Source organism: Dechloromonas hortensis (assembly GCF_009469765.1).
Lineage (GTDB): Bacteria > Pseudomonadota > Gammaproteobacteria > Burkholderiales > Rhodocyclaceae > Azonexus > Azonexus hortensis.
In genome coordinates this window covers 14430-27815 of record NZ_SSSQ01000020.1, presented here as the reverse complement: position 1 = coordinate 27815, position 13386 = coordinate 14430, and the positions used below count along the sequence as shown (strand labels likewise).

The 13386-nt window shown below is 60.9% G+C and carries 11 protein-coding genes; 5 read left to right on the top strand and 6 right to left on the bottom strand.

What is annotated here, in order from left to right:
- Positions 1 to 172: 172 nt before the first annotated feature.
- A complete protein-coding gene (locus GH663_RS20270; RefSeq protein ID WP_153133402.1) occupies positions 173 to 952 on the bottom strand; it encodes a ferredoxin--NADP reductase in 780 nt (259 codons plus the stop codon).
- 101 nt (positions 953 to 1053) lie between these two features.
- Here GH663_RS20270 and GH663_RS20265 point away from each other — a divergent pair, with 101 nt between their 5' ends.
- Complete coding sequence (locus tag GH663_RS20265) at positions 1054 to 1977, top strand: LysR substrate-binding domain-containing protein (RefSeq protein WP_153133401.1); 924 nt, start codon at positions 1054 to 1056, stop codon at positions 1975 to 1977.
- 241 nt (positions 1978 to 2218) lie between these two features.
- Positions 2219 to 3757, top strand: coding sequence for a transglycosylase SLT domain-containing protein (locus GH663_RS20260; RefSeq protein ID WP_153133400.1), 1539 nt, complete (start codon positions 2219 to 2221; stop codon positions 3755 to 3757).
- Positions 3758 to 3824: 67 nt separating this feature from the next.
- On the opposite strand, the gene GH663_RS20255 is transcribed toward GH663_RS20260, so the two are convergent.
- Genes GH663_RS20255 through GH663_RS20240 form a run of 4 tightly spaced genes read right to left on the bottom strand, consistent with a single transcriptional unit; the run spans position 3825 to position 9717 of the window.
- Entirely contained in the window at positions 3825 to 5801 is a 1977-nt protein-coding gene (locus GH663_RS20255; RefSeq protein WP_153133399.1) for an ABC transporter ATP-binding protein, read from the bottom strand.
- Positions 5802 to 7205, bottom strand: a complete 1404-nt coding sequence (locus GH663_RS20250) for an ABC transporter permease (protein WP_170291468.1) — start codon at positions 7203 to 7205, stop codon at positions 5802 to 5804. It abuts the gene before it with no gap.
- The gene (locus GH663_RS20245) at positions 7205 to 8182 is read right to left on the bottom strand and encodes an ABC transporter permease (protein ID WP_153133397.1); all 978 of its coding nucleotides are present in this window, start codon (positions 8180 to 8182) and stop codon (positions 7205 to 7207) included. The genes GH663_RS20250 and GH663_RS20245 overlap by 1 nt, the downstream gene beginning before the upstream one ends.
- An 8-nt stretch (positions 8183 to 8190) precedes the next feature.
- Positions 8191 to 9717 carry a hypothetical protein gene (locus GH663_RS20240; protein WP_153133396.1) on the bottom strand — a complete coding sequence of 509 codons (1527 nt, stop codon included), beginning with the start codon at positions 9715 to 9717 and terminating at the stop codon, positions 8191 to 8193.
- Positions 9718 to 10094: 377 nt separating this feature from the next.
- Here GH663_RS20240 and GH663_RS20235 point away from each other — a divergent pair, with 377 nt between their 5' ends.
- The 3 genes from GH663_RS20235 to GH663_RS20225 are packed head-to-tail and all read left to right on the top strand — an operon-like array spanning position 10095 to position 12498.
- Positions 10095 to 11327 (top strand): tyrosine-type recombinase/integrase, encoded by a 1233-nt coding sequence (locus tag GH663_RS20235; protein WP_153133395.1) that lies wholly within the window; start codon positions 10095 to 10097, stop codon positions 11325 to 11327.
- Between the two features lie 60 nt (positions 11328 to 11387).
- Complete coding sequence (locus tag GH663_RS20230) at positions 11388 to 12164, top strand: hypothetical protein (RefSeq protein WP_153133394.1); 777 nt, start codon at positions 11388 to 11390, stop codon at positions 12162 to 12164.
- Between the two features lie 55 nt (positions 12165 to 12219).
- Positions 12220 to 12498: an integration host factor subunit beta gene (locus tag GH663_RS20225; protein WP_153133393.1), complete on the top strand. Its 279-nt coding sequence runs from the start codon at positions 12220 to 12222 to the stop codon at positions 12496 to 12498.
- Between the two features lie 15 nt (positions 12499 to 12513).
- Here GH663_RS20225 and GH663_RS20220 read toward each other — a convergent pair whose 3' ends face one another.
- On the bottom strand, positions 12514 to 13167 hold the full coding sequence (locus GH663_RS20220) for an SOS response-associated peptidase (protein WP_153133392.1): 654 nt from the start codon (positions 13165 to 13167) through the stop codon (positions 12514 to 12516).
- Positions 13168 to 13386: the final 219 nt, after the last annotated feature.

Genomic DNA, 13386 nt, shown 5'->3' with positions numbered 1-13386 from the left:
AGTGGTAGTTCAGTTGGTTAGAATACCGGCCTGTCACGCCGGGGGTCGCGGGTTCGAGTCCCGTCCACTCCGCCAACCAATAAAAAAAACCCGTTGAAATCGTAGAGATTCAACGGGTTTTTTCTTTTCTGCGACCGAACGAGACGACGGGCGGCTTGCCGCCCGTCCCTGCTTACTTCTCGACGAAGGCGCGCTCGATCACGTAGTCGCCAAGTTCGCCGGTGTGGTGATGTCCCACCTTGAAACCCTTGGCATCGAGCATCGCCGCGGTATCGGCCAGCATGGCCGGGCTACCGCAGATCATGGCGCGATCGGTGGCCGAATCGAGCGGTTCCTGGCCGATATCGGCGAACAACTTGCCGGACTCGATCAGGTCGGTCAGCCGCCCCTCATTGCGGAAGGACTCACGGGTCACCGTCGGGTAATAGACCAACTTTTCGCGGGCCAGGTCGCCAAAGTACTCATGCTCCGCCAAGTCCTGGGTAATGTAGTCGTGATAGGCCAGCTCATTGGTCCAGCGGACGCCGTGAATCAGAATGATTTTCTCGAATTTTTCATAGACCTCCGGATCGTGAATCAGGCTCATGAACGGTGCCAGGCCGGTGCCGGTGGCAAACAGGAAGAGGCGCTTGCCCGGCTTCAAGTCATGCAGGACCAGCGTACCGGTCGGCTTGCGGCTGACGATGATCGGATCGCCCGGCTGCAAGTGCTGCAGGCGTGAAGTCAGCGGACCATCCGGCACCTTGATGCTGAAGAATTCGAGGTGCTCCTCGTGATTGGCGCTGGCGATGCTGTAGGCCCGAGTCAGCGGCCGGCCATTGACTTCGAGACCGATCATCACGAACTGGCCATTGATGAAACGCAGGCCCGGATCGCGCGTCGTCCGGAAGGAAAACAGGCTGTCATTCCAGTGATGGACGGAGAGTATTTTTTCGGTGCCCAGTGTGCTCATGGCGACAATCCTCGCTTGAATATTGGATGAGTTTCATCATAGGCTTGGTGACATAGCGAACAAAGCGGATAATTTATCTATCAATTAGCGATCTAATAACTATGCGAATCACCCTGCGCCAGATGGAGATTTTTGCGGCGATCGCCCATACCGAAAACGTTTCGCGGGCGGCCGGGCATCTGTCGATGTCGCAATCGGCAGCGAGCAATGCGCTGGTCGAACTGGAGCGACAGTTCGACTGCCCGCTGTTCGACCGGGTCGGCAAGTCGCTCCGCCTCAACGGCACCGGGCGCGGCCTGTTGCCGCAGGTCGAGGACATGCTCGGCCGGGCGGCCGATATCGAAGGCTACCTGGCCGGCGGCGTGCTCGGCCCGCTGGCGGTCGGCGCCACGCTGACCATCGGCAATTACCTGGCAACGCTGGTCGCCGCCGAATATCTGCGCCGGCACCCGGCTTCGAAACTTCGGCTGCATGTCGCCAACACGCACAGCATCGTCGAGCAACTGAGTCATTTCGAACTCGATATCGGCTTGATCGAAGGCGAGGCCAATGATCCGGACCTGTTGCTCGAACCCTGGCTGGAAGATGCGCTGGTCGTCTTTTGCGCGCCGCAACACCCGCTTGCAGCCGTCGGCGAAGCCAGCCCGGCGTTGCTGGCCGAACAGAAATGGATCGTCCGCGAAGCGGGCTCCGGCACGCGCGCCCTGTTCGACCGGGCGATTGCACGGGTCCTGCCCGGGCTGCATATCCAGCTCGAACTGGAGCATACCGAGGCAATCAAACGGGCAGTCGAATCCGGCCTCGGCATCGGCTGCCTGTCACGACTGGCGCTGCGCGAGGCTTTCCGGCGCGGCAGCCTGGTCGAAATCGGCACCCCGCAACTCGATCTGCGCCGCCATTTCTATTTCGCCCGCCATCGCCAGCGCCGGGTCAGCCCGGCCACCCAGGAATTCCTCGCGCTCTGCCGGGAAATGACCGGGAGCGCCCTGGGCACCGACAGCCTCGCCCTGCCCTTCATCGTCTGAATCCTGCGGTCGACGGCCCCAAATCGGCATTTTTCAAACGCGCCGACTGCGCCGAAGCCACCAACCCTCCGCCAGGACCGCAAAATTGACGACACCAGCTGTCGACCGGTGAAAAACGCAAATTTTCAATGGGATACCACCGCCCCGCCAGATCGGCCACAGTCCTTGAAGCACATTTTTTAGGCAGAGCTCAGGTATAATCCCCGTTTTAGTCGACCCCGTTCGCGAGGAGCTTCACCCTATGCCACACCGCAACGTTCTGTCGCTTATTCGCCGAATTGCCACCGCCAGCCTCAGTGCTGCCGCTGTTACCCTGGCCGCGCCGACGCTGGCCCAGGCTTCCGAAGGCTTCCCGCTGCTCTCCCTGCTCATGCCGTCGCTCTCCGAGCCGACCGCACTCAGCCCGGAAAGCGCCTTGACCGTGCATGAAGTCCGCGCCGCGCCGCAACCGACGAATTCGATCGACCTCACCGCCAATCCGGACGACCTCTGGGTCCGTCTGCGCAATGGCTTCGCAATGACCAACCTGAACGACGACCTGGTGCTCTATTACCAGCAGTGGTACCAGAATCGTCCGGATGCCCTGCGCCGCATGGTCGAGCGCAGCCGGCCCTATCTGCACCACATCGTCGAGGAACTGGAAGCGCGCGGCATGCCGACCGAGCTGGCCCTGCTGCCGATGGTCGAAAGCTCGTTCAACCCGATGGCCTATTCCCGCTCGAACGCCTCCGGCCTCTGGCAGTTCATCCCGGCCACCGGCAAGCGCTTCAACCTGGAACAGAACTGGTGGCAGGACCAGCGCCGCGACATCGTCGCTTCGACCGGCGCCGCCCTCGAATACCTGCAAACCATCTACGACATGCACGGCGACTGGCACCTGGCGCTGGCCTCGTACAACTGGGGCGAAGGCGCCGTCAAACGGGCCATCGAAAAGAATGCGGCGCGCGGCCTGCCCACCGATTATTCCAGCCTGAACATGCCAAACGAAACCCGGCACTACGTCCCCAAGCTGCAGGCCCTGAAGAACATTTTCGGCAACCCGGTACTGATGGCGAAGTTGCAGTTGCCCGAAATCATCAATCGCCCCTACTTCGCCACCATCGACACCACCCGGCCGATCGACGTCAAGACCGCAGCCCGCCTCGCCAACATGCCGGTCGCCGAATTCGTCGCCCTCAACCCGTCGCACAACCGCCCGGTCATCAAGGCCGACAGCGCCGTGGTGCTGCCGGCCGACAAGGTCGATATTTTCCAGAGCAATCTCGAAAAATACGCCCAGCCGCTGACCGAATGGCAAACCTACACGCTGAAGAACGGTGAAAAGCTGCATCAACTGGCCCCCCGCTTCGGCATTGCGCTGCCCGACCTGCTGCGCGTAAACGGCCTGAGCGGCAAAATCCGGCTGGGTGCCGGCTCGACGCTGCTGGTCCCGGCCGGCCCGGGCGCCGACGATCTCGGCAAGCAGCAGAACGTACCTTCGCTACCACAAATCATCGAACCGGAACCGGTGCAGGCCAAGGCCTCGGTGCACGGCAAACTGACCAGCAGTGATAAATCCGCCAAGGGCAGCAAATCAGCCAGAGTGGAGACCAAGCCGAATGGCAAGGCGGAGCAGAAGCTAGCCGCCAAGGCGCCGGCCGGCAAAGCTGACCGCAAGCAGGCTGGCAAAGCGACGACGAGCAAGATCGCCAAGGCCGGCGGCGCCGACAGCAAGACAACTAGCGCCAAAGCGGCACCACCACCCAAGGTCGCCAAGTCCGGCAACGGTCGCCGTAGCTGAGCGATACCCAACCAAACGAAAAGCGCCCCGTTCGGGGCGCTTTTCACATCAGGAGCACGCGGCCCGATTATGGCAACAAATGACAGTTGACCGTATGAGTCGCTGAAAACCTGCGGGTCTCCGGGTAAGCCTCGCGGCAAACCGGCATCGCATGCGGGCAACGCGGGTGGAAATGGCAGCCAGCCGGCGGCTTGGCCGGCGATGGCGTTTCGCCACCCAGCCGGATCACCGCCGTCGGCGCATCGAGCCGCGGCACCGGCACCGCCGAAAGCAATGCCTGGGTGTAGGGATGCTGCGGCGCGCGCAACACATCCTCGGCCCGTCCCTGTTCGACGATGCGCCCGAGATACATCACGGCAACATCGTGGGCCAGATACTCGACGACGGCAAAGTTGTGGGTGATGAACAGGTAGGCGACACCCAGTTCCTGCTGCAGTTTCTTCAGCAGATTGAGAATCTGCGCCTGCACCGAAACATCAAGTGCCGACGTCGGCTCGTCGCAGATCAGCAATTCCGGCTGCACGGCCAGGGCGCGGGCGATCGCGATGCGCTGGCGCTGGCCGCCGGAAAATTCGTGCGGGTAACGCCCGGCCACCTCCTCCGGCAAGCCGACCTGCTGCAGCAAGGCAGCAACCGCCGCCAGGCGCGCTTCGGCATCGTTCTCCGTACTCAGCGCCGCCATGCCCTCGGCGATGATGTCGCCGACCCGCAAGCGCGGATTGAGCGAGGCGAATGGATCCTGAAACACCATCTGCATGTGGCGACGGGCGGCACGCAGGCGCTTCGGCGCCATGCCGACCAGTTCGTTGGGGCCGAGCCGGACGCTGCCGGCGCTGGGCTTGATCAGTTGCAGCAAGGCCTTGCCGACCGTCGTCTTGCCGCAGCCGGATTCGCCGACCAGGGCCAAGGTCCGCCCGGCGGAAATGGCCAGTGAAACGCCGTCGACCGCACGAACATGGCCGACCGTCCGCTGCAGCAGGCCGCGCCGGATCGGGAAATGGACTTTCAGGTCGCTAACGGCCAGGAAAGACGGGCGTTCGACCTCAGCCTCGCTCACCGCCGGCGGTGGCAGCGGGTTTTCCTCAGCTGCCTCCGCCTGCCAGTGACAGCGCACGGCATGCCCGGCTTGCGGCTCGCGCCACGGCGGGGAAATTTCGCGGCAGACCGCCATCACATGCGGGCAACGCTCGGCAAAGCGGCAGCCGGCCGGCATCGCCGACAGCGCCGGCACCTGGCCGGGGATGGTGGTCAGGGCCATGCCGCGCCGCGACACTTCCGGCAAGGCGGCGAACAAGGCCTGGGTATAGGGATGCTGGGGCCGGCTGAAGAAATCCTCGCGGCTGGCCACTTCGACCAACTCGCCGGCGTACATGACGCCGATGCGATGCGCCATGCGTGCGACGACGCCGAGATCGTGGGTGATCAGCAGCATGCCCATGCCGCGCTCGGCCTGCAATCCGGCCAATAAATCGAGAATCTGCGCCTGGACGGTGACATCGAGCGCGGTGGTCGGCTCATCGGCGATCAGCAACTCCGGTTCGCCGGCCAGGGCGATGGCGATCATCACCCGCTGCTTCATGCCACCGGAGAGCTGGAAGGGATATTCGCCGAGCCGCCGCTCCGGGTCGGCGATACCGACCTGGCGCAGCAGCTCGAGCATGCGCTCGGTGGCCCCCGCACCACGCAAGTTGCGATGCCGTTCGAGCACTTCGCCGATCTGGCGGCCAACGGTCAGCACTGGGTTCAGGCTGGTGGCTGGCTCCTGGAAGATCATCGCCATCCGGCTGCCGCGCCAGGCGCGCATGTCGGCTTCCGGCAGCGCCAGCAACTCCTCGCCATCGAGCTGGATGCTGCCGCCGAGGATGCGCCCGGCGGCCGGCAGCAGGCGCATGATGCCCTGCGCCGTGGCCGACTTGCCGCAGCCGGATTCGCCAAGCAGGGCAAAGGTTTCGCCTTTGGCAATGGCAAAGGAAATGCCGTCCACCGCGGCCAGTGTCTGTTTGCCGGCGGTGAAGCCGAGGCGGAGTTGATCGACCTTCAACATTCAGGCAGCCCTCGGGTCGAATGCATCGCGCACGGCATCGGCAAACAGGTTGGCGGCCAGCACCAGCACGAACATCGCTGAAAATGCCGCCACCAGCGACCACCAGACGGCCGGCTCGCGGCCGAGTTCCATGCGCGCATTGTTGATCATCGTGCCAAAGCTGGTCATCGTCGGATCGACGCCGATGCCGACGTAGGACAGCACGGCCTCGGCCAGCACCAGCCCGGAAAAATCCATGACCAGCGCGATGATGACGATGTGCATCAGGTTGGGCAGGATGTGGCGGATGATGATGCGCCCGTTCGACACGCCGAAGGCCTGCGCCGCCTGAATGTACTCCAGTTCGCGCAGCTTCAGCGTTTCGCCCCGCAGCAGCCGGCACAAGCCGGTCCAGCTGGTGATGCCGAGGATGAAACACAGCGCCAGCAGGCGCAGGTCAGCCCGTTCGGCCGCCGTCGAGAACCATTGCGGATGGGTGTCGATGACCACCTGCATCATGAGTACGGCAGCGGCAATCAGCAGCACACCGGGAATCGAGTTCAACACCGTATAGATGTACTGGATCACATCATCGACCCAGCCGCGGAAATAGCCGGCCACGATGCCGAGCAGCACCGCCATCGGCAGCATGACCAGCGTCGTCACCAGGCCGATGATCAAGCCGGTGCGGACGCTTTTCAGTATCTGGTAGAGCACGTCCTGGCCGACCTTGTCGGTGCCGAAGACATGGTACTGGCCGGCCAGCCAGAACAGTGGCACGGCAAACAGCAGGATCAGCAGCAGGGTGAGCAGCACCGCGTTCCAGGCAAAGGCCGTCTCGCCGCGCCAGATTTTTTGCCAGCCGGAAGCGTTCACCGCAGCACTGCCCTGCCTGACTGCCGCGCTGGCCAGGCCAGCCACCGCCAACCAGCCAAGCAGCGCGAGCAGCACGGCGCGACCGGCCGTCAAGCCGGCATCAGCCGCCACTTCGTCCTCGCGCTCGCCGAGATGCTGGCCGCCGTACTTCAGGCGTGGGTAGTCGCGCACCGTACCCTGCCCGGGCAGGTCGATGCTTTCCTTGGCGTAAAGCCGGGTCGCAAAAGGCGCCGAATAGGTCTTTTCGTTGCGCGTGCGCAGCGGGCTGGCCAGCACATCGAGCAGCGACAGCACCTCGATTGCGTAAGTCGCCTTCTGGCCCGGCTTGCCGTCCAGTTGCACGCGGTAATGCAGCGAGTCGAGCAGGCCGATCAGGATGAAAGCGAGCAGAACAGTGGCCGAGGCCATGCCGACCCGATTCGCGCCGACCCGGCGCCAGGCGGCGAGCAGTGGTGGATTGCGGGCAATCAGCAGGCCGACGCCGACGCCGGCAGCGACCAGCAACCAGATCAGCGCATCCGACCAGAGTACGACGATCTGGAAGCCCATCATTCGAACCTGATCCGCGGATCGACCACGGTGTAGGAAATGTCGGTCAGGATCAGGCCGACGATGTAGAGCACCGAGCCGATGAAGACCATGGAGCGGACGACGGCGAAGTCCTGAGCGTTGATCGCATCGATGGTGTAGCTGCCGAGGCCGGGAATGCCGAAGAAGGATTCGGTAAGCAGTGAGCCCATGAACAGCAAGGGAATGACGACGACGACGCCGGTCAGGATTGGAATCAGCGCATTGCGCAGCACATGGCGGAAGAAAACCAGGGTTTCCGGCAGCCCCTTGGCCCGTGCCGTGCGCACGTAATCCTTGCTGACTTCCTCAAGAAAGATGGTGCGATACCAGCGCGTCGAGGAGCCAATGCCGGAGACCACCCCGATCAGCACCGGCAGGACCAGGAAGCGCCAGGCATCGAGCCCTTCGCCGAAACCGGAGATCGGTACCAGCCGCCACAGCTTGCTGATCAAGTACTGGCCGCCGATGATGTAGAACAGCCCGGAAATCGACATCGCCGCAACGCAGAGCACGACGCCCCAGAAATCGAAGGCGCTGGCCCTGAAAAAGGCCAGGGTCAGCGCGAAGCTGACGGTGACGAACAGGCCGAGGATGAAGGTGGGCAGCGCAATGGCCAGCGACGGCCCCATCCGGGCGCCGATTTCGCGGGCAATGTCGCGACCGTCCTCGGCCCGCCCGAAATCACCGACGAACATGCGCGCCGATTTCTGGAAGAAGATGGTGTCGGTCAGGCTGGCCAGGCCCGTTGCCTCGACATTGAGCAGCAAAGGCTTGTCGTAACCGCGCTCGACCTTCCATTTCTGGATCGCCTCCGGCGTCACCCGCTTGACACCCAGTTGCATGCGCGCCATATCGTCCGGCGTATTGACCACGAAAAACAGTGCGAAGGTGATCAGGTTCACCCCGATCAGGATCGGGATGGCGTAGAGCAGGCGGCGGATGATGTAGGCGAGCATTGCCCCGATTATGCCAAGAGCTGCCGCAAAATGAACAGAATCATCAGCAGCAGCGCCAGCCCCCAGGCAATTACCGCATAGTCGGAACGCAAGGGCGACTCGGCCGGCGATTGCGGATCGCGCAATGCGTCCGGGAACGGGCGGGCCGGCACCGGCACGATCTGCTGCGCGGCCGGGTCTTTTGGCACCCGGGCCGTGTATTCCCCGCTCGACTCGACCGGCCAATCGCCCCAGGCCCGGCTGGAAGGAAACTGCGGCACGCGGACGAGCAGGATCTCCTCGATATCCTCGGCCAGCAGGCGCTCGAAGTCGCTGATCGGGCGCCCGCCCTGCCCGGCCGCCAGTCGGCGCAGATCGGCGGCAATTTCCGCGAAAGCCGCCGCCGGATAGAGCCGGGTCCGATCCTCGGTCAGGTAATCGAACAGCGCCTTGCCCTGGCTCAGGCTTTTTTTCTTAATGGTCACCAGCGGCAAGCCGATCACCGCCCTCAGCCAGCTTTCCGGACCGCGCTCCGGCACCTGCCAGCCGAGTGCGCGCAGCGTCGTCACGCTGATCCCGGCGCAATTGGCGCGGGCGTGCTGGTAGGCAAACTGGTGACGATAAAACTGGTTGTAGACTCGCCCGAAGGCGGACTGCACATGCACAGCCGTGCGAGCCTCCCGCAAACGGGCGACCAGCATGTAGGACGGCCGGTACCAAGCCTGGCCGCTATTCAGATCGCCGAGGTAATTATCGAGCGGCACCGGCGCCGCGATGATGCCCTTCTCGCTCTCGGCATCCAGCGTATAGAAATTCAAAACCAGCCAGTCGTCGATTGCGCCATGCTCGCCGATCCGCCCGGTCATCACCGCAAAATGACCGCCGTGCGCCTCGTCATCGTCACCCTGCGCGCCGTTCAGCATCAGGCCGAATACCGCCTGCCCGGCCTGCTGCGCCGCCGCCCCCGTTCGCCGCCAGACCGACTCGACGACAAACGGACTTTGTGCCCCGCCCTGCGGCTGCCCCCTCAGCCAGTCACGGATTGCCGCCGGCCCATCGGCCAGGACAACCGACGGGGCGCGATCTGGCAAACGAAAATCCTCCGGCCACAGGGTGCGCGCGACAAAGGCATCGCCCTCCCGATTTCCGCGGATTTTCAGTGGTCGACCGCAGAAGTAGTCACGGCTGCGCTGATCGAACCAGGCACGATTCAAGGGTAGTTGGGGCACCAGGCTGAAATTGAGCGTCCCATTCTGGGTGACGATCCGGCTCGCATCGGCGACCAATTTCGCGCCCCGCTCGATGTCTGGCGCGGCGACCCAGATCAATGGCGGATACAGAGGCTGACTCCCCGGCGTCACGGATTTTGCCCAGGTCGCGACATCCTGCGGCAGCGGCAGGGTTGGCGAGAAACCGGCCAATGGCAGGCCGTTTTTCGGCACAGCAATCGTTTCGGCCCGAAAAAACCACATTGCCTGCGGCAAGCCTTGGCAATCCGGGCAAGTACCGGTCGTAATCCGGAAATCGTCAGCAGGGAACAAACCGTAGGCGGGCATCAGTGCATTCTGCCCGAAAGCCGGCAATGACGCTTTATCCGGCAGCTCACCACGAAAATCACAAAGGCATAAAACGATGCGGGCGCCAGCCTGGTTCGCGCATTGAAGGATGTGGGTTACAATGCACCCAGAAACAAAAAAGCCCGTGTAATCACGGGCTTATTTGTAACACTGTGGCGGAGAGGGTGTCCGCCAATAACATGTCTCACAGCATCTCAACAAGTATATTTAGCTATTAAGTTTCAATTACTTACTAAGACAACGACCGTCATCTTGTCTCAGTTTGTCTTACGAATTCTTATCAAATCCCAAGCGTTTTTGTACATTGATTTGTACATGTTGCTAAAATATTGGCATATCGATACCTCGGTGACGACATGCCAAAACCGCTTACGCAGCTTCAAGTAAAGAGCCTCGCCCCGACCGACAAGCCGAAGCGCTACCACGACGGCGGCGGGCTATATCTGAACATCACCCCAAACGGTGCGAAGTCCTGGGTTTTTCGGTATATGAAAGACGGGAAGGCTACGACGCTCGGCCTCGGACGCTACCCCGACATTAGCCTGGCTAACGCCCGTATTGGCGCCGCCGACCTTCGCAAGAAGACGCACCTCGGCCATGACCCTGCAGCAGAAAAGCGCGCCGTTGCAGAGGCCACCCAGTTCAAAGCTCTAACTTTCGACGAGGCCGCAACGGCCTGCATTGACAGTCGAAAGGATGGATGGAAGAACGCAAAGCACATTTCCCAGTGGCGCAATACGTTAGCAACTTACTGCAAGGAGTTCAGCAGCAAGTCTGTTGGCGAGGTCACAATCAATGATGTTGAAGCGGCCTTGCGCCCTGTCTGGTTAAAGAAGACTGAGACCGCAACGCGGGTGCTCGCTAGGATCGTCAGCGTGCTGGGTTACGCTCACGACAAAGGGTGGCGCGAAGATGATGACGCCGAATCTTGGGCAAAGAGATTGCGTGAACGCCGCTTGCCAAGTTTGCCCAAAAAGTCGAAGCGGGTGAAACATCACCCCGCCCTGCCCTTCGATCAAGTCCCGGCGTTCATGGTGGCTCTTCGCAACAGCAACGCGTTGGGTAGTCGGCTTTTGGAGTTCGCAATTCTCTGTGCGTCACGGTCTTCTGAAGCACGAGAGGCGACATGGTCCGAAGTCGATCTAGATGCCGCTCTTTGGGTTATTCCCAAGGAGCGCATGAAGACCGGGATCGAACACCGTGTGCCGCTTTCGGCTCAAGCGGTAGCCCTGCTGAAGGCGTTGCCACCGGGTAATCCAGCCGACCACGTCTTCCCCGGCAAGAAGACAGGTAAGTCATTGTCGGACATGACCATGACCGCATTCATTCGACGCCAAAACAAGAACGAATTGAAGTGGAAGGATGAAAACGGCGAGGCAATTACACAGCACGGTTTTCGTTCGACCTTCATGGACTGGGCTGCGGAAACAACACCGTATCCTGCCGCCGTCGCCGACATGGCCCTGGCCCACGTAATCAGCGACAAAGTTAGAGCCGCCTACCAGCGAGGGGACCTGTTCGAGAAACGCCGGGCTCTGACGCAGGAATGGGCGGACTACTGCACTGGCCCAGCGAAGTCGCTCGGCTAATTCACCTGCTGTCCATGGCATGATCGCCTTCAGATGAGCGACTTCAGTGAGTAGTTGGATATGGATAAGAGGCAAGTAGCATTATTGAGTGTGAAAGGTGCAGTTCACGAGGCTGCCTTTTTCCTGGACATGCTGTTGTCGCGGTATGACGACTTCAAGCATGAGACGGCCGGTTCACAGGACAGCCTCACTGAGGCTTCCTACATGTTTAATGCGTTTGTCAGGTCGGCAAAATCGGCACTTGAAGTTCTTGGGAAAGTATCTGATGAGGGCAAAAAGGCATTTCTTGAGCGCCTTGAGGGCCCGCATGGCTTCACCTATTTGATGCAGGCGGCAAGAAATGTGATCTCGCATGGGTCTGGTGACCTGCTATCCGGGAACATAGAGGCTGAACATGATGGGAAAAAGACCCTAGTGCTCGTATGTTCTCCCCTTAATGAGGGGGGCGCAAAATGGATTAAGCCGCCCAATCAAGATAGTATCAGCCTTGCTTTGGACTATTTTCTAGCAGTCCTCGACCAAACCGAGAAATGCTATGCAGGAATGGGCTCCTTACCAGATGACTATTGGCTTGGAATCCGGAACTGGGAACTTGAAGGGATGAAAGCGACTGTCCATGTGTCGCCGAGCATGATTGAATCAGCAAGGCGAGCGCAACTAATGATCCCTCCTGGATTCGTACCAGATTTTGTTGATACCTCCTGGGTCGGTAGCATGATTGAAAAGTACGCGAACCTTCGTATGTCCGTCTACCCAACAATCCTCATCGCTAGGGGTATGTACCACTTGAGTTTTCCTGCGTACAACGCCAACGGGCAAATAATACCCAGTAGCTAGAAGGCCGGCCCGCCTCTCATGAGGTCACCGACCCAACTCTAAGACTTTGCAGAAAATGACCCGATCCGAACTGGTTTCGACGCTTGCCCAGCGCTTCCCTCAACTCTCCATTCAGGACGCTGATATTTCTGTGAAGGAAATCATCAGCGCCGTTACTGAGACGCTGGCCAATGGTGATCGGGTTGAGATTCGCGGCTTCGGGAGCTTCAGCCTGAACTATCGGCCACCCCGCATTGGTAGGAATCCAAAGACAGGTGAGAAGGTCAGCGTTCCTGGGAAGTGGTCGCCTCACTTCAAGCCGGGTAAGGAACTGCGGGACTTAGTGGATCGCTAGCCGAGCCTAATCGCCTCAGCTCTGGGCGTAGCTCGCCTCTATAACCTCCATCGCCGGAGGCCGAAAAAGTTCCTTGGCCTCGGCCTGGCTGCCCTGTAGCCACTGCTCCAAATCCTTCGTCTCAATCGCCACCACACTTCGCTTGTCTTGCTGGTCAGGCGACAATGCAGGATCAGGCTTGTGCATTCTCGACATCAGCGGATGCTCATCCGCATTCACCGTGAGCATCGTGTAGGTCTCCAGGATTTCGCCGGTTCGCTTGTTCACCCAGGGGTGATAGAGACCAGCTAGCGCCCAAGGCTGCCCGTCGGCTCGCCGAAATCGCCACCAGATGTTCTTGCCGGTCTCCCAGTTTGGCTCGTCAAACGAGTCAGCGGGGATGATGCAGCGTTGGCCAGCGCGCCAGGCGTCTCGAAAACTGGGTTTTGCCGCAAGCTCTTCAGAACGCGCATTGTTCGTGGAAAATTTTAGGCGCGGCACGTCTGACCAGTGCGGAATCAGACTCCAGAGACCGACGACGAGTTCAAGTTTGCCAGGCGAAGACGCCCGCAAAAATGGTCCTTGGTCGCGCGGCACGACCATCGCAGGCCAGCGCAGCGGAGTCCGATTTCCGATGTGCCAGGCGCGCTCCATTGCTGCTTCGTCAGGGGACACATAGCGATTGCACATACAAGAAGTCAGCGGCTTATTGCATATAAGGAGAATAGCAGCCTTCCGTTTGCTTCGCATAGACCGACGGAATTACACGCGTGCTTGGGCGCTATCACCATCCGCGAGCAGATGAACTAGCGAAGAAGCTTAGCTAGCGCGGCTTTCGCCACGTCAGCCAGAATGGTTTCTTCGGATTGTCTTGGCATAGAAAATTCCGATAGAATTTCCCAGATTTGC